At 52.7% G+C, this 16,148-nt stretch carries 14 protein-coding genes; 7 read left to right on the top strand and 7 right to left on the bottom strand.

The window, feature by feature from the left end; translation table 11 throughout:
- The first annotated feature begins 39 nt into the window (after positions 1-39).
- Positions 40-471: an META domain-containing protein gene (locus J7I43_RS18290; RefSeq protein ID WP_209147300.1), complete on the top strand. Its 432-nt coding sequence runs from the start codon at positions 40-42 to the stop codon at positions 469-471.
- 72 nt (positions 472-543) lie between these two features.
- Here J7I43_RS18290 and J7I43_RS18285 read toward each other — a convergent pair whose 3' ends face one another.
- On the bottom strand, positions 544-2,721 hold the full coding sequence (locus J7I43_RS18285; RefSeq protein ID WP_209147299.1) for a peptidase domain-containing ABC transporter: 2,178 nt from the start codon (positions 2,719-2,721) through the stop codon (positions 544-546).
- 3 nt (positions 2,722-2,724) lie between these two features.
- Entirely contained in the window at positions 2,725-3,873 is a 1,149-nt protein-coding gene (locus tag J7I43_RS18280; RefSeq protein ID WP_209147298.1) for an HlyD family secretion protein, read from the bottom strand.
- Between the two features lie 137 nt (positions 3,874-4,010).
- Here J7I43_RS18280 and J7I43_RS18275 point away from each other — a divergent pair, with 137 nt between their 5' ends.
- Complete coding sequence (locus J7I43_RS18275; RefSeq protein ID WP_209147297.1) at positions 4,011-4,586, top strand: hypothetical protein; 576 nt, start codon at positions 4,011-4,013, stop codon at positions 4,584-4,586.
- A 13-nt stretch (positions 4,587-4,599) separates the two neighbouring features.
- Here J7I43_RS18275 and rnhA read toward each other — a convergent pair whose 3' ends face one another.
- On the bottom strand, positions 4,600-5,064 hold the full coding sequence (gene rnhA / locus J7I43_RS18270) for a ribonuclease HI (RefSeq protein ID WP_209147296.1): 465 nt from the start codon (positions 5,062-5,064) through the stop codon (positions 4,600-4,602).
- A 37-nt stretch (positions 5,065-5,101) separates the two neighbouring features.
- The gene (locus J7I43_RS18265; RefSeq protein WP_209147295.1) at positions 5,102-6,739 is read right to left on the bottom strand and encodes an acyl-CoA carboxylase subunit beta; all 1,638 of its coding nucleotides are present in this window, start codon (positions 6,737-6,739) and stop codon (positions 5,102-5,104) included.
- A gap of 83 nt (positions 6,740-6,822) precedes the next feature.
- On the opposite strand from J7I43_RS18265, the gene J7I43_RS18260 reads away from it, so the two are divergent.
- Positions 6,823-7,290, top strand: coding sequence for a DinB family protein (locus J7I43_RS18260; RefSeq protein ID WP_209147294.1), 468 nt, complete (start codon positions 6,823-6,825; stop codon positions 7,288-7,290).
- A 40-nt stretch (positions 7,291-7,330) separates the two neighbouring features.
- A complete protein-coding gene (locus tag J7I43_RS18255; RefSeq protein WP_209147293.1) occupies positions 7,331-8,521 on the top strand; it encodes a DUF1624 domain-containing protein in 1,191 nt (396 codons plus the stop codon).
- A gap of 13 nt (positions 8,522-8,534) precedes the next feature.
- Here the strand turns inward: J7I43_RS18255 and J7I43_RS18250 are convergent, their stop codons facing one another.
- From J7I43_RS18250 to J7I43_RS18240, 3 genes are all read right to left on the bottom strand, one after another.
- The gene (locus tag J7I43_RS18250) at positions 8,535-9,512 is read right to left on the bottom strand and encodes a bifunctional helix-turn-helix transcriptional regulator/GNAT family N-acetyltransferase (protein ID WP_209147292.1); all 978 of its coding nucleotides are present in this window, start codon (positions 9,510-9,512) and stop codon (positions 8,535-8,537) included.
- Between the two features lie 421 nt (positions 9,513-9,933).
- Positions 9,934-11,850, bottom strand: coding sequence for a M1 family metallopeptidase (locus J7I43_RS18245; RefSeq protein WP_209147291.1), 1,917 nt, complete (start codon positions 11,848-11,850; stop codon positions 9,934-9,936).
- A gap of 77 nt (positions 11,851-11,927) precedes the next feature.
- Positions 11,928-13,049: a helix-turn-helix domain-containing protein gene (locus J7I43_RS18240; protein WP_209147290.1), complete on the bottom strand. Its 1,122-nt coding sequence runs from the start codon at positions 13,047-13,049 to the stop codon at positions 11,928-11,930.
- Between the two features lie 91 nt (positions 13,050-13,140).
- Here J7I43_RS18240 and J7I43_RS18235 point away from each other — a divergent pair, with 91 nt between their 5' ends.
- From J7I43_RS18235 to J7I43_RS18225, 3 genes are read left to right on the top strand one after another with little or no spacing between them, the layout of a single operon-like run.
- The gene (locus J7I43_RS18235) at positions 13,141-13,995 is read left to right on the top strand and encodes a pirin family protein (RefSeq protein ID WP_209147289.1); all 855 of its coding nucleotides are present in this window, start codon (positions 13,141-13,143) and stop codon (positions 13,993-13,995) included.
- Between the two features lie 15 nt (positions 13,996-14,010).
- Positions 14,011-14,994 (top strand): DUF2157 domain-containing protein, encoded by a 984-nt coding sequence (locus J7I43_RS18230; RefSeq protein WP_209147288.1) that lies wholly within the window; start codon positions 14,011-14,013, stop codon positions 14,992-14,994.
- Positions 14,981-16,144, top strand: a complete 1,164-nt coding sequence (locus tag J7I43_RS18225; protein WP_209147287.1) for a hypothetical protein — start codon at positions 14,981-14,983, stop codon at positions 16,142-16,144. The genes J7I43_RS18230 and J7I43_RS18225 overlap by 14 nt, the downstream gene beginning before the upstream one ends.
- The last annotated feature ends 4 nt before the right edge of the window (positions 16,145-16,148 follow it).

Below are 16,148 nucleotides of genomic sequence, written 5' to 3'. Positions count from 1 at the left end.
CTTTTTACCGCGGGTTTGTTATAACTAAAACCCTTGCACATGAAAAAAATGCTGACTATGTGTCTCGTTATGGCGGGCGTCGCTTATTTTACCGCCTGTTCCAACACCAGCAGGAGCAGCGGTACGAACAACGAGGCAGACCTTTATAAAACCTGGAGACTGGTGGAAGTGAACGGCGAAACCATCGACACCACGGGCATTCCGAAGCCGCTGGAGTTCACGTTCGAACAGGCGGACAGCCAGTTCAGCGGTTCCGCCGGCTGCAACAGGATCTTCGGGAAATTCACGCTGACCGCGCCGGACAATATCAGTTTTCCCGGCCTGGCCGCCACCAGGATGGCTTGCCCGGACATGAGCGTGGAACAGAAATTCCTCGAAGCCAGCAACAAAGTCAATAAATGGGCGATCCGCCAGGGCATGCTGGTACTGAGCCAGAACGAAAACGCCCTGCTTCGTTTCAAAGCCAAATAACAGGAAGCTTAATCATAATAAAGCGGCTGCTCTTTGTGAGACAGCCGCTTTATTGGTTTTATGGGTCAGGGGTTAGTCCAGTATTGCCTGGTGGCTTTGCCAGAGCCTGCTGTACAACGAATTGTTTTCCAGCAGCTGCCGGTGGGTGCCTTCTTCGGCCATCGCGCCTTCCTGCAGCACTACGATCTTGTCCGCGTTCACCACCGTGCTGAGGCGGTGCGCGATCACGATAATGGTCTTGCCTTCGTCGCGCAGCCGTTGCATAACGTCCTGCACATATTGATCGGAGACGGAATCGAGCGAAGAAGTGGCTTCGTCGAGGATCAGCACTTCGGGATCGCGGTAAAGCGCCCTTGCGATGGCAATGCGCTGACGCTGGCCGCCGGAGAGGTTTGCGCCGTGCTCGCCGAGTAAAGTATTAAAACCTTCGGGCAGTTTTTCAATGAACTGGATAATACCGAGCTGTGCGGAGATCGTGAGCACGCGCTGCATATCCGGCTCAAATTCGCCGACGGCAATATTTTCCATTACGGTGCCGGCAAACAGGTCGATCTGCTGCGGCACCACGCTCACCTGCCTGCGCAGGCTTTCGTGCTCGATATACCGGATGTCGAGATTACCGATATGAATACTGCCTTCACGCAGCGGGTAAATATTCTGCAAAAGCGCCATCAGCGTCGATTTGCCGGAACCGCTCTCGCCCACGATGGCAGTAATTTTCCCTTTCTGCACCTTCATGTTAAAATTCCGGAATACCTCTACCCTCGTGCCATAGCGGAATCCCACGTTCTGAAACACCACATCGCCCATCATGTTTTTTTGCAGCGTCACTTTGTTCGCGCTTTCTTCCTGCTCAAGGTCCATGATCTCGAATAAACGGTCTGCCGCTATCAGCGCGTCCTGCATGCTTTTGTTCGCCCCGATCAGGCTCATCGCCGGCCCGGTGAAATATCCTATGATCGCATAAAAGCTGAGCAGTTCGCCGGGGCTCAGCTGCCTGTCCATCACAAAATACGACCCGGCCCAAAGCAGTATCACCACGAACGCGCTGGTCACAAACCCGCCGGCGTTGCCGATGTAGAGGTTCGTAACAGAAGCGGAATAAATGGTTTTGAGCAGTTTTATGAAACGGCTTTCCGTTTTGAGATTGGCATAATCTTCCAGCCCGAAACGTTTGATGGTAGCCACTGAATTAAGCGATTCCACCAGCTGGCTGCCCAGTTCCGCGTTATCTTCCATCAGCTTGCGCTGCATTTTTTTATTGACCTCGTTGCTGATCCAGTAAATAAGCCCGTATACCGGCAGTATCGCCAGCACGATCAGCGCCAGCTTCCAGTAATAGGTGAACATGAGGCCGAAGGAAAACAATACGATGAACACGTTCACCACCAGCCCGATGGCTACATCGTTGATGAATACACGAATTTTTACCGCGTCGTTGATGCGGGAAGTGATCTCGCCTACGCGCATCGTGTCGAAGAACTGTTGGGGCAGGCGGAGCAGGTGTTTGTAATACCCGAGAATGAGCCGCGCGTCTATCTGCTGGCCCGTTTTGAGCGCGAATACGCTTTTGAGCTGGCCGATGAACAATTGCAGCACGAGTATCAGCAGCATAACGATGCCCAGGAGATTGAGCAGGTTCTTATTGCCTTCCACCAGCACATTGTCTACGATCTTCTGCACGTAAATGGAAGTGGAAAGACCGAGGATGGTGTAAATGACGGCGCCGAACAGGGCCTGCAATACCACGGAGCGGTGTGGGCGCAGCAGGAACCAGAAACGTGCGAGATGGGAAGTTTTTTCGTTGCCCGCCCGGAAATCTTCCCCGGGCAGCAACAGCACCAGCACATTGGTCCATATTTTTTTAAATGCGTCGTGCGTGAGGGAACGATATTGCCCGTCGGAAGGGTCCATCACCACCACATGCGTTTTGGTGACGCGGTAGATCACGACGAAGTGATGCAGCTGTTCCCGCACGATCACATGTGCAATGGCAGGTTTGGGAATATTAAAAAGCGCTTCGAACGGGCCTTTTACGCCTTTTGCCTGGAAACCCAGTTTGGTAGCGGCTTCCACGACGCCGAGCACATTGGTGCCTTTACTGTCGGTCGCCGCCATCTGCCGGATGCGCGCAACGGGCATTTGCAGGTTGTGATAAGCCGCGATGGACGCAAGGCAGGCCGCGCCGCAATCGCTGATATCCCGCTGGCGGATGCGGGGGCTTTTTTTCAATCGGGTAACATTCGCCATGACTTAATTTTTTGCGGTCGTATTCGGGTTCATCCAATCGTCGGTTTTATCGTACAGCAGCTGGAACAGACTGCGTTTGGTGAGTATGAAACGGGCCTGGAGCGTCATCCCCTTTTTAAGCTGCCCTTTCACGCCGCTGGCCGTTTGCACGTCGGTTTTGAAAAAGCGGCAGCGCACTTTGAACACGGGCTGGTCGTCTGCCAGGGTAAAATCGTTTCCCACCGTTTCCACCACGCCGTCTACCGTGCCCCATTCGTTATAGTTAAACGCGTCTACCTGGAATTTAACGGGCATGCCTGTACGCAGGTAGCCGATGTCTTTCGGCGAAACGAGGCATTCGGCCACCAGGTTACTGTCTGGCGAAATGGTGCCGATCATTTCCCCGACCTGCAGGTAACCGCCGCTGTATTTGCCGGTGAACTGCTGCAAAGTGCCGCTCACAGGCGCTTTGATCAGGTTCCATTCTTTTTGTTTTTCAAGCTGCTGCGCATCGGCCTGGAGGCGGTTGCTTTCCATTTTGTAGCGGCTGAGCTCTTCCTGCCAGGCGCTGCGCTGCTGTTGCACGGCCGAGCGGTACATGGCCATGCTTTTATCGTATTCGTATTGTTTGTCGCGCAGTTCTTTTTCCGCGATCACTTTGTCCGCAAACAGTTTCTTATACATTTCGAGATCGCTTTCGAGCTTGCGGGTGGTGGCCTGCTGTTCGCTGAGAGACGATACAAAACGGCTGTATTGCTGCTGGTATAGCGAGGTTTGCAGCCCGCTGCCCCCGCCCGCGGCGAGTTTGGTGAGGTCGGCAATGTAGGCGCTTCGCTGTTGCAGCTCGAAAGAGGTCTGGCTAAGCTTTGAATTGCTGATATCTTCCTGGAGGCGGAGAATGAGCTGTCCTTTTTCGACATGCTGCCCGTCGCGCACGAGTACTTCTTCGATAGTGCCGGCCACGAGGCTGCGCAATTCGTTTTTTTCGGTAACAGGGCGTATGATACCGGCGGATTTGACGGAAACGTCAACTTTGATAAATGGAAGGGCTAACAGGCTAAGGAGCACTGCGAGCAGCACCGTTGTATAGATCACCTGCGTCCGCACCTGAACGCGGGAAAGCCACGTCATGGCGGAATGTTCGATGACCTCTACAGGAAAGAGTTGAGGCATGGGCAGATCAATAGTTGAATAATGATGCCCGACGGTTCAGATAGGTGTGTTTGTTTGCTAAGACATTAGCAATTTAGGATTTATTTTGGAATTTATTTATATTGAGCGAGGGAAATTGTCATTTCAATCACTGTACCATGATCCTTTCCAATGAAGCAATCGCCGCATATATCACAGCAGTTGCAAGCATATTGGTGGCTATCTTCGCCTTCATCGGTCAAAACCGCGAAAGAAATAAAAATAAAAGGAATGCTAATGAGCTTGAACAGTTTAAGCAAAAATTAGAACTATATCTTTCCTTCAAAAAGGAAAGCATCGTTCACGCCGGGCAACTACTGAATTACGTTTACAATATCAGAGTAACTGCAAACAAAGCCAAAGATCTGGAAGATATAGAACTTCAACTTTCCTCGCTGATTACCTCTCTCCAAGCGTTTGAAAAATTCTACCGGGAAAATGCTCATCAGACAGCCGAACTTGGCTGGGATGTTAGATCGTATGCGCATGATTCCCTGCACCATCTGTCTCAGTTAACTCATCTAAAAGAAAAGATCAAGAAGACGGGCCTATCGGAAAAGATATCAAAAGATAGTATAGAAATTTTTGCCCGGATATGGGCCCATACCTGCATGTATGAAGATTTTCTCAGGTCGGTCCTTCAGGAATTACGGAACTCTATCTCACACTTTTCTGACGCCTCAGCCAAATCCTAATCAAAAGACGGTGTCAAGCGCCTTTCTCATACCCCACATCCACCAGCAATCCGCCCCCATCCGCCGCGGCTGTAGCCAGCTCGTCGCACCGGTTGTTCTCCGGGTTGGTGGCATGCCCTTTCACCCAATGGAATTGCACTTTATGTTTGCGGTATAGCGGTATGAAACGTTGCCAGAGGTCGGCGTTTTTTTTGTCTTTGAAACCGGTCTTCACCCAGTTCCAAAGCCAGCCTTTTTCCACGGAGTTTACCACGTACTGGCTGTCTGTATAGATCAGGATATGCAAGCCTTCCTTGGTAAGCGCTTCCAGCGCCACGATCACGGCCAGCAACTCCATGCGGTTGTTGGTGGTCATACGGTAGCCCTGGCTCATTTCCTTGCGTACCTTGCCCCAGATAAGCACGATGCCGTATCCTCCCCTGCCGGGGTTGCCGCGCGCGGAGCCGTCTGTATAAATGATCAAATGCTGGTTCGTCAAAATGCCTGTCTTTTTAAGGGAGCAAATTTAATGGAATTTACACCTGTATCACCCCCGTTCGGAATATTTCTTCCACCGGCGCATGGTTGGCGGCATGCAGGCATTCCGAGATAACCGAACGCGTTTGCGAAGGGTCGATGATCTCGTCTACCCAAAGGCGGGCAGCGGCGTAGTATGGCGTGGTTTGACTGTTATATCTATCGGTGATCTCTTTCAGCAGCTTTGCTTCAGATTCAGGCGTAATGGTTTCCCCTTTTGATTTGAGAGAGGCCACTTGTATCTGCAAAAGTGTTTTAGCCGCCTGTTCGCCCCCCATTACGGCTATTTTTGCGTTCGGCCATGCAAAAATAAAACGCGGGTCGTAAGCCTTGCCGCACATCGCGTAATTGCCCGCCCCGTAAGAGTTCCCGATGATCACGGTAATCTTCGGCACCACGGAGTTCGCTACCGCGTTCACCAGTTTCGCGCCGTCTTTGATGATGCCGGAATGTTCGCTGCGGCTGCCGACCATAAAACCCGTCACGTCCTGCAGGAATACCAGCGGGATCTTTTTCTGGTTGCAATTCATGATAAAACGCGCGGCCTTGTCTGCACTGTCGTTATAGATCACGCCGCCCATCTGCATTTCGCCTTTTTTACTTTTTACCATTTTGCGCTGGTTGGCTACAATGCCCACGGCCCATCCGTCGATGCGGGCGTAACCGCAAAGGATGGTTTTGCCGTAATCTTCCTTGTATTCTTCAAACACCGAACCGTCCACGATATGATAGATCACTTCGCGCACGTCGTAGGATTTGGTGCTGTCCTGCGGGATCAGGCCATAAAGCCCTTCAGCGGGCTTTTCCGGGGCAACGGGCGCGGCGCGGTCGAAACCGGCATCGGGATTATGCCCGATGCGGGAAACGATGTGCCGGATGCGCTCCAGGCATTCTTCATCCGTCTTGAATTTATAATCGGCGATGCCGGAAATTTCCGTATGCGTAATGGCGCCGCCCAGCGTTTCGGCGTCTACGTCTTCCCCGATAGCGGCTTTTACGAGATAAGGCCCCGCCAGGAAAATGGAGCCGTTGCCTTCCACCATCAGCACTTCGTCGCTCATAATGGGCAGGTAAGCGCCGCCGGCCACGCAGCTGCCCATTACGGCCGCGATCTGCGTGATGCCCATGGCGCTCATCCTGGCGTTGTTGCGGAAGACGCGTCCGAAATGTTCCTTGTCGGGGAAGATCTCGTCCTGCATCGGCAGGTATACGCCCGCACTGTCTACCAGGTAGATCACGGGCAGTTTATTTTCCATGGCTATTTCCTGCAGGCGCAGGTTCTTTTTGCCGGTAAGCGGGAACCAGGCCCCGGCTTTTACGGTCATATCGTTGGCTACGATCACGCATTGCCGGCCGCTGACGTATCCCAGCCCGGCCACGGTGCCGCCCGCGGGGCAGCCGCCATGTTCGGCGTACATTTCATAAGCGGTGAAAGCGCCCAGCTCCAGGAAACGGCTGCCTTTATCTATCAGCGCGCCAATCCTTTCACGGGCGGTCAGTTTGCCGCGCTGGCGCACTTTTTCAAGGCTTTTTTTGCCCCCTCCCTGTTCGATCACGGAGAGCCTTGTTTTCATTGTGCTGACCAGCAGGCGCATATTATCCTCATTTTTATTAAATTCCAGTTGCTGTTGCTCCATAAATTGATGATAATTTGAACTAAATGTAAGGGAAAATGGGGGAATGGCCTGCTAATTGTACAAACATCCAAAACAAAACCCGCATGTCCACATTAGTTGTTCTCGCAGAATCTTTACAGCATCTTTATCATGGCGACCCGTGGCTGGATGTGACCTTCCTGGAACATCTGCAGGATATGACGGCCGAAGAGGCCGGCCGCCGTTTTAACACCTCCCACAACACATGGGAACTGGTCAATCATCTCATCTTCTGGCATCAGAACGTCACGCGCAAACTGCATGGTGAAAAACCGGAGCAGGACGGCGACCTCCCCGATTTTTATTACCCGGAAAACCACGGGGAAAACAACTGGCAGGCCACCCTGCACCGTCTTGAACATTCCATCACCACCATGGTGGAAACCATCCGCAATTTTCCCGAGGAGAAACTCTGGACCAACGTGCCCAATACCCAGCACAACGCATATTATTACATCCAGGGGGTGCTACAGCATGCGTGTTACCATCTCGGCCAGATCGTATTGCTGCATAAGTACGCGGAAAAGGGATAAAATGGCGGATTAGTGTTACATTAGTAGTAAACACTATGCAATGCAACCGAACCCCATCTCCCGCGAAAGGGTGTATTCCATCGATGTGCTGAGAGGACTGGTGATGATCATAATGGCGCTCGACCATGTGCGCGATTTTTTCCATCAGCCCGCTTTTACCTCCGATCCTCTCGATCCCCAAACTTCTTATCCTGCCCTGTATTTCACGCGGTGGGTCACCCATTTTTGCGCGCCGTTGTTCGTATTGTTGTCCGGCATGTCCGTGCAACTGATGAGCACCCGCAAAAGCAAAGCCGAAATGAGCCGTTTCCTTCTTACGCGCGGGCTCTGGCTGATACTCATTGAAATTACCGTGGTTTCTTTCGGCCTTACCTTTAATCCTTTGATGAACGTCATGGTATTGCAGGTGATCTGGGCGATCGGCATCAGTTTCGTGGCGCTGTCGCTGCTGGTGTTCCTGCCCTGGCAGGCCGTGCTGGCGCTGGGGCTCCTGATCACCTTCGGGCATAACATCCTGGATTTCCGGGAATCGCAGCCGGGATTTAAAGCATCGCCTTTGTGGACGTTCGCGCATTCCGCGCAGTTCAGTTTTTTCCCGTTGTTCCCGGGGCATGGCGTGCTGGTGATATACCCCTTCCTGCCATGGACCGGCATAATGCTCATGGGCTATGGCATCGGGCGGATATTTATGCCCGATGTAACCGTGCAGAAAAGGAAACAGGGCCTGGTTACCACAGGCCTTGCGATGATCGGGATATTTTTTATACTGAGAGCGGTGAACGTCTATGGCGATCCGCGGCCGTGGCAGCCGTTCACAACGTTGCAGCAAACTGTTTTTTCATTCATGAACGTGGCGAAATACCCGCCTTCGCTGATGTACACCTGCATCACCGTCGGGCCGGGATTATTGGCGCTGGCTGCTTTCGAGCATGCGCGCGGGCGCTTCGCGCAGATCTGCAGGGTATATGGAAGCGTGCCTTTCTTTTATTACATTCTTCACTTTTACGCCATTCACCTGCTTTGTATGATCCTCTTTTTCGTGCATGGTTATGGTGTGAACGATATTGTAGATCCCAATGTGCCGTTCCTGTTCAGACCGAACGATTTCGGGTATTCGCTGGGAGTGGTCTATCTTATCTGGATCGCGCTGGTAGCGGCTTTGTATAAGCCCTGCAAGTGGTATTCGGAGTACAAGCGCACGCACCGGCAGTGGTGGCTGAGTTATCTTTGAGCTTATATTACAATTACATTTTCTTCTCGTAACGTTCCTCGTACAAATCTTGTCCCCAAAGGGTTTCAGGCACGGAGGCCGTTTTTATGAAACCGTGTTTGGTATAGATGGACGCCGCTTTTCCCTGCTGGTTGGTGGTAAGCAGGTACACCGACCTGAATTGCTGTTGACGGCAAAACTCCATGGCTTTGTCCATCAGCGCGCGGCCCAGCCCGATCCCCCTGAAGTCGGCGCGAAGCAGGAACCACCGCAGCTGCGCCTGCCGCTGCGGCCGGTGAATGATCGCGATCATGCCCACCATTTCACCAAAACAGCTCGCCAGCCACACACGGTCTTTGGCGGCGTCGTAGGTTTTCATAAAATCGTGGATGGTTTCCATCACGTATTGCTCGAATTCGATATTGTAACCGTATTCCTTTTCGTACACCTCGCCGTGCAAACGCACGATGTTGCCGAGGTCGCCGGGCCGCAACTCATGACGCACCGCCACATCTTCCAGTCGCGGCGCGCCGCCCGGGGCTTTCAACAGGTAGCGCACCAGCCGCATGGCGTCGCCGATCCTGGCCTGCTGCGCCGGCTCCAGGTGTTCGAGCATCCGGCGGATCTGTTTGTCAGACAATTCGTTCATCGTATGCAGCAGCTTCTGCCCTCTTGCGGTGAGCGTGAGGTAGGAAGAACGGCCGTCTTCCGGCAAAGGATGTTTCAACACCAGCCCCTGTTTTTCAAACCTCCGGAGAATGCGGCTGAGATACCCCGCATCGATGCCGAGCGCTTCGCGTACGCCGGTGGCGGTGGTTTTCCCGTTCACCTGCACTTCGTACAATACACGCACGTCGGTGAGCGAATATTCGCTGTCAAAAAAATGCTGCTGCAACAACCCCAGCTGCGTAGTGTAATACCGGTTGAATTGCCGGATGCCCGCGATCAGCCTGGCGTCTTGCGGAAGATTTTTTTCCCTGGCGGGTTTAACGGGTGTGGTTTCCTGTGACATCTTTGGTCGCTTTCCACAAAAATAATTATTTAGTTGATTTTGTCAACCATTTTATTTGACCAAGGCAACTAAATGAAGGATACGTATTTCTACGCGGAAATATGCGTAAAAATTCCCTGTTTTCCCCGCGAAGATTGATGTTACTTGCATACAAATGACGCAGCTGATCTGTTATATCGCAATAGTCCTGGTGGCGGTAGCCCTGGGGATGGTCCGGAAAACGGAGCCCATGAAGCTGCCATATGAAGAATGACACTAGTTGGTTGATAAAAATACCCGTTTTATTAGTAGCATTTCAGTTCCTGAGCATGAAGGCCCGGTTTCTCCCGGGCCTTGTTATTGTGCGCTCAAACCGGTTGATTTTCAATACAAAGCAGGCGCCCCGAAAGCGCCCGCCGTTTGCTAACTAACATCGTTTTAACTAGTCTCCTGTTTTTTTAACAGTGACGTAAAAGTGATCGGTATCCACAATAAAATCTTTTGCCGTCCTGCTTTTTAACCGAAGCGTTTTCCATTCCCCTGTTGCATCGAGAAAAAGCGGGCGCTCTCCGGTAATGTTTGCCCGTACCGGCATCCGGAAGTTATCGGTCACATTGTTCCATTTGTACCGCAGCTCAAGGTCAGCCCCTTCTTGCCGGAACATCAGCTCTAATTCCGGTACTTTTGTGCTGAGCAGGTACTGGTCGAAAAATGACTGCAGGTCGAGGCCCGTGCGGCGGATGATGTAACCCGTAATATCGTTGGTGGTAACGGTTTTGAAACGAAACTCCTGTTGAATGCCCTGCAGCAGGCTGAAAAATTGTTCGTCGTTGTTCAGGATCGCGCGCAGCATCATCACGATGCGGGCGCCTTTGCCGTAAACGTCCCACAGGCTGTAATGGATATGGTTCACATCCCGCTCGCCGATCACGGGTTCGCGGTTGGCGGGTTTGTCGTCTTTCAGCGTCTTCAACCCTTCCTTTTCTCCTTTATACAGCTGCACGCCCAACATTTCCGTATAGCTCGCAAAACCTTCGTGCAGCCAGAAATCCGCAAGGTCTTTCACGCTTACATTATTTCCCCACCATTCATGCGCGCTCTCATGCCACATCAGCCGCCGCATTCCTTCGTGCCCGCCGCCCAGGCCGCCCATTGCCACAATGCTCTGGTGTTCCATCGGGTGCGGGGTTTCTATCAGTCTGAACCCATCGCGCTGAAAAGGATATGGTCCGAAATGCTCCTGCATAAAACGCAACATGGGCTTTGTTTCTTTGAACAGTTTCAGGGCGGAATCACGATGGTTGGGGAGATAATAATAATCGAGCGTGAGCGCGCCGAGCGTATCCGACAGATGCTGATAATCACCGATGTTGACGGTCACGTTGTAGTTATTGATGGGATAAGAAACGAGCCATTCGGTGAGATTTCGTTTGTCCGGCAACGTTTCCTTCCGCTGCAGCCTGCCGTTGGAAATATTCTGCAAACCTTCCGGCACGGTAACGGTAATGCGCATGCTGTCCGGCTCGTCGGACAAATGATCTTTATTCGGCCACCACAGGCTGGCGCCCGAGCCCTGGCAGGCCACCTGGATAAAAGGTTTGCGGTTATCGTCCATCCGCCAGAGAAAGCCTCCGTGCATGGACGCGTTGAGGTCCGGCTCCTGCGGATGGCCATGATAAAACACTTCAAATTCATCCTGCTCCCCTGCTGCAAACGTTTTTGGAAAGGTAACGAACACGGCGTTGAACTCGCGGGTGTATGCCAGCGGTTTGCCTTTGTAAACGATGCGGTCTATCGCCATTTGTTCGTACAGGTCTACCTGCAGCCGGTTAAACGGCGCCATGGCATTGAACCGTATCAGCGTGCTGCCGCTGAGAAAACGTTTGCCTGGGTCGATATCTACCGTGAGATGGTAATAATTGACGTCGTAACAGCTCCGTTCAGGACTGAGTTTCCCCCGGAGCGTATCCGCCCGGGTAAACCCGTTCTGCCGGTTGCCGAGCCGCCCGGCCTGCGGCATGTCTGTCGTGGCGCGAATCCTGAAACATTCGAATTTCCCGCCTCCCTGCTCCACGAGCATGGCGGCTTCGTTCCCCGCGCCGGTTTGAAAATTGATGAAGACTTCAGGGCTCGGCATGTCCACCCTGTACCGGTTGCCCGAAACCGGCGCCAGCCGCAGGCGATGCTCGTTGGAAGCGCCGCGGTGCAGCCAGAGCGATCCGCTGTCTGCCTTGATCATAAACAGCCTCGGCACTTCCGGGTTGAACTGGTATATCCCCTCAAAATTGGCGGACGTTTGGGAATGGGCGGGCAAAAAAGTGGTTAAGAGGAATAAAACGGCGGTGATCCTGGATAACATGGTTTGTTGATTTGATACTGTCGCAAACCAACTAAAATACCCGCCGGCGGCCTATTCAAATCCGGATTTGATCAGTCTCATCCCTGTTTTTGCATGGAATTGGCCTGCATGAACTCCCGCGGCGTTTGCCCGGTGGCCGCTTTAAAAGCCCGCTGGAAGGTGGGCTGGGAATTAAAGCCGCATTCGAACGCCATGCCGGTGATGGTGAGGTGCGCGTTGGCGGGGTCGGCCATCATTTGTTTCACCGCTTCTACCCGCCAGCCGTTCACATATTCGTTGAACCCTTTGCCGACCTGCTGGTTGAGCACGGCCGATAAAGTTTTGGCGCTGGCCCCGATATGGTCTGCCACCGACTGGGTGGAAATATCCGGGCGCAGGTACAACCGTTCTTCTTCCATGGCCCTGCGGAGCGCGGCGCTGCAGCGGTCGATCTCTTCTTTGGGGAGGTTATCGAAATAAGACTGCGTTTTTTTCTGCTGCGCCACATAAATGATCTTCGTGCGATGGTATCCCATGAACCCGATCCAGTAGATGAACAGCACCGCAAAAATTTCGATCACGTAATATTGTTCGCCGCCCCATACGTTAAAAATGTAGGCATACAGGTAAGTGGCCAGCCACAGGGTATTAAACAGGCCCATCACCGCCAGCAGTATTCTCAGCCAGCGGAACTCCTCCGGCAAAAGGAGATTCTCATTCCGTTGCCGTTTAAATTCCAGCAGGGCGAACACGTAATAGGTGCAGGAACACAGCACGCTGGCCGGCTCGGCTATTTGCCCGTAGTGATTGTCCAGCAGTTGCGGCGGGAAAAGCTTGATATGGTTGGGCGTGAATTTCCATACCAGCCAGCCCGTTACCAGCAAAAAACGGTTGGTGAAAGGGATCAGCATGATCAGGAAATGTTTCCAGGGCTTTTTCACCGGCGGCTCTTTCCGGAACGAGCGCACATATAAATACACGCAGGGGCCGATGGAAAACACCAGCACAAAAGGGAACAGATCGAAAACGAAGAGATATTTGCCCAGCTCCGAGCTCCAGTTGAGGGTTTCGAACCCGTTATAACTCAGAACGAGAATAAAAAATGCCAGCATCCTGGTCTGCAACCTGTTCTCTGTTTTCACGAACAGCAGGTATATTCCGAAAACCAGCGCCTGCAGGGCTCCCAACAAAACTAATAATGAAAATACGTCCAGTTTCATACCGCTAAAATGTCGCCAGCCTTAAAGATATTTTATTTTTTTTATGGAGACCCAATAGATTAAATTTGTTAACTGACTGAAAATAAGAGCCATGAACAAAACGATCGCCCACCTGCTTACCGGGAGAGCCAAACAGATCACCCCGGAAGAAACCGTTATTCAACCCTTACCGCATAAGGATTTCAGATTCGCCAATCCATTCATCGTTATACATCACATGGGCCCCGAAACCATTCCCGCCGGTTCGGCCATGCGCATTCATCCCCACCCGCACCGCGGCTTTGCGCCCGTTTCGTTTATGATCGAAGGCGAAGGGTATCACCTGGACAATGCCGGCCATCGCGGCACCATTTCCACCGGCGGCATCCAGTGGATGTTTGCCGGCAAAGGACTGCTGCACAGCGAAGGCCCGACCAAAGAATTTCTCGCCAGGGGCGGCGTGCAGGAAATGATACAGATCTGGGTGAACGTGCCCAAAGCGCATAAATGGGACGACCCGTATTACCAGAACGCGCCTGCGGAGCAGCTGCCTTTCGTGCTGGAGCAGGAAGGCGTACAGCTGCGCCTCGCTAGCGGCACGTATGAAGGGAAAAGCAGCCCCATGAAAAGTTTTACGCCCGTTACCTCCATCATCGGCACCATCGCAAAGGGCAAACAGGTGCAGATCGAAGCGGTGCCCGGCTACCAGGCCCTGCTGTACATTTTCCGGGGCAAGGTAACAGTGAACGGCATACAGGCCGCCATGCACCAGCTCTTCGTATTCGAAAAAGAAGAAAGCGGCATCAGCATAACGGCAGACGAAGACGCGGGCATCCTTTTCCTTTCCGCGGAGCCGATCGACGAACCGATCGCCGCGAAAGACAACTTTGTAATGAACACCGCCGAAGAGATAGACCAGGCGCTGGAAGATTACAAAAACGGCGTATTCGGCACGCTGGAATATTAAACACCCACCAAACCTATGGATCAACGTATTGTTGACAAACTTTCCGGAACGGGCCTCCTGACGCAGGAAAGCCGGGACAAACTGCAGCAGCCGCGGCTGTTTTCCATTCACTGGGAAGTGAACACCCTCCTGTATCTCGGCGTGCTGCTGCTAAGCGGCGGGCTGGGCATACTCGTGTACAAAAACATCGACACCATCGGCCACCAGGCCATCCTGTTACTGATCGGGCTTACCTGCGGGCTTTGTTTTATGTATGCGTATAAAAAGAAACGCCCTTTCAGCCGCCACAAAGTGCTGGCGCCGAATGTGGGCTGGGATTACGTGGTGCTGCTGGGATGCCTGCTGTTCATCACGTTCGTCACCTATCTGCAGGCGCAATACAATGTGTTCGGCACGCGGTACGGCTCGGCCACTTTCATTCCTATGCTGGTGCTGCTGTTCAGCGCGTATTATTTCGACCATCTCGGCGTGCTGAGCCTGGCCATCACGAATTTCGCGGCGTGGATGGGCATTGCCATCACCCCGTATGAAATACTTACCAGCAATCATTTTAACACCGATACGCGGCTGATCTTTACCGGCATATTGCTGGGCGTTATCCTTATCGCGGCGGGTTATCTCAGTGAGTATTTCGACTTCAAAAAACATTTCACTTTTACGTACGACAACTTCGGTGTGCATATCCTGTTCATCTCGCTGCTGGCGGGCATGTTCGTAATGCCTTCCTACTTTTTCTTTTTCCTCGGATTACTGGCCTTCAGCGCTTTTTGTTATTGGCAGAGCAAAAAACGGCGGTCGTTTTATTTTATGATGATCACGACATTGTACCTGTACATTGCCCTGGGTTATCTTGTTATCCGCATGCTGTTTTTCTCCGGCGGTTCCGCCGATCCCATCGGGGCGCTTTACCTCGCCCTGTTTTATTTTATCGGGTCGGCAGTGGCGATGGTGTTGTTCCTTATCCGTCAAAACAAAAAACTGAAACATGATCGCATATAACGTTACCGGTCTCGACCACGCTGTTATCCGCGATCAGGCGCAGGCGGCATACGACAGGGGGAATATTTCCGCGGGGGAATTTACCGGCATCATGGACGCGTTCCCTGAAATCCTGTATTCACCGAATTTCTTCATCCGGATCGGCCTGTTTTTGCTTACCACCGTTATTGCCATTTGTGCATTGGGCCTGATGGCGCTGATCACCATTGGCGGCTTAACGGAATCTTTCTTCGGCGTGCTGTTGTTGTTTTCCGGCGGGTGTATGTACGCCCTGCTTGAAATGTGGTGGATCAAAGACAAAGATCATTACCGTTCCGGGATAGACGATGCGCTGACCTGGATTTCCGCCGTTTCGGCTTTAACGGGTTTTATGCTCCTGGTTAATCTCGACCCCGGCACATCTTTCGGTTGCGCGGCCGCTTGCGGCATTGCCACATGGATGACCATCCGTTTCGCGGATATGATCATGGGGCTTGTTGCATTTTCGGCAGGCATCGCCTGGATATTTTTTGCCGGTTTTGAAATATCCCCAGTGGTGGCGGACTTCATGCCGTTTATCATCATGGCCGCGTCTTTCGGCGCGTACCGCTGGTTTGAGCAAATGCGGAGAAAGAAAAAACTGCGGCATTATGAAAACAGCCTCATCGTATTGTCCACCGCGGCGCTCATTACCCTGTACATGGCCGGGAATTATTTCGTCGTGCGCGAAATGGGCGCTTCCCTGCTCGGAAAAACCGGCACGGTGCCGATCGGCTGGCTGTTCTGGATACTTACGTTTGTGATCCCTGCTGTTTACATCTACCTGGGCATCCGGCGCAAACACCGCATCTTGCTGCGTTCGGGGCTGGTATTGCTGGGCATGATCGTATTCACCGTACGTTATTATCACAGCCTGATGCCGATAGAATCCGCCATGGTACTGGGCGGCGTGGTACTGGTCGTGGTAGCCTGGGGCGTGATCCGTTACCTGAAACAGCCGCGCAACGGGTTTACTTACGAAGCGGACGAAACGGCGGAAGAAATGACCGGGCTGAAAGCGGCCGAAGCGATCATTATCGCACAAACTTTTCACAAAACGCCGCAGCCGGACGATTCGTTTAAGTTCGGCGGCGGAACCGGCGGTGGCGGCGGCGCCAGCGGGGAATATTAACAGA

It is taken from the genome of Chitinophaga chungangae (genome assembly GCF_017742215.1).
GTDB lineage: Bacteria > Bacteroidota > Bacteroidia > Chitinophagales > Chitinophagaceae > Chitinophaga > Chitinophaga chungangae.
This window is presented reverse-complemented; position numbering and strand designations above follow the sequence as displayed.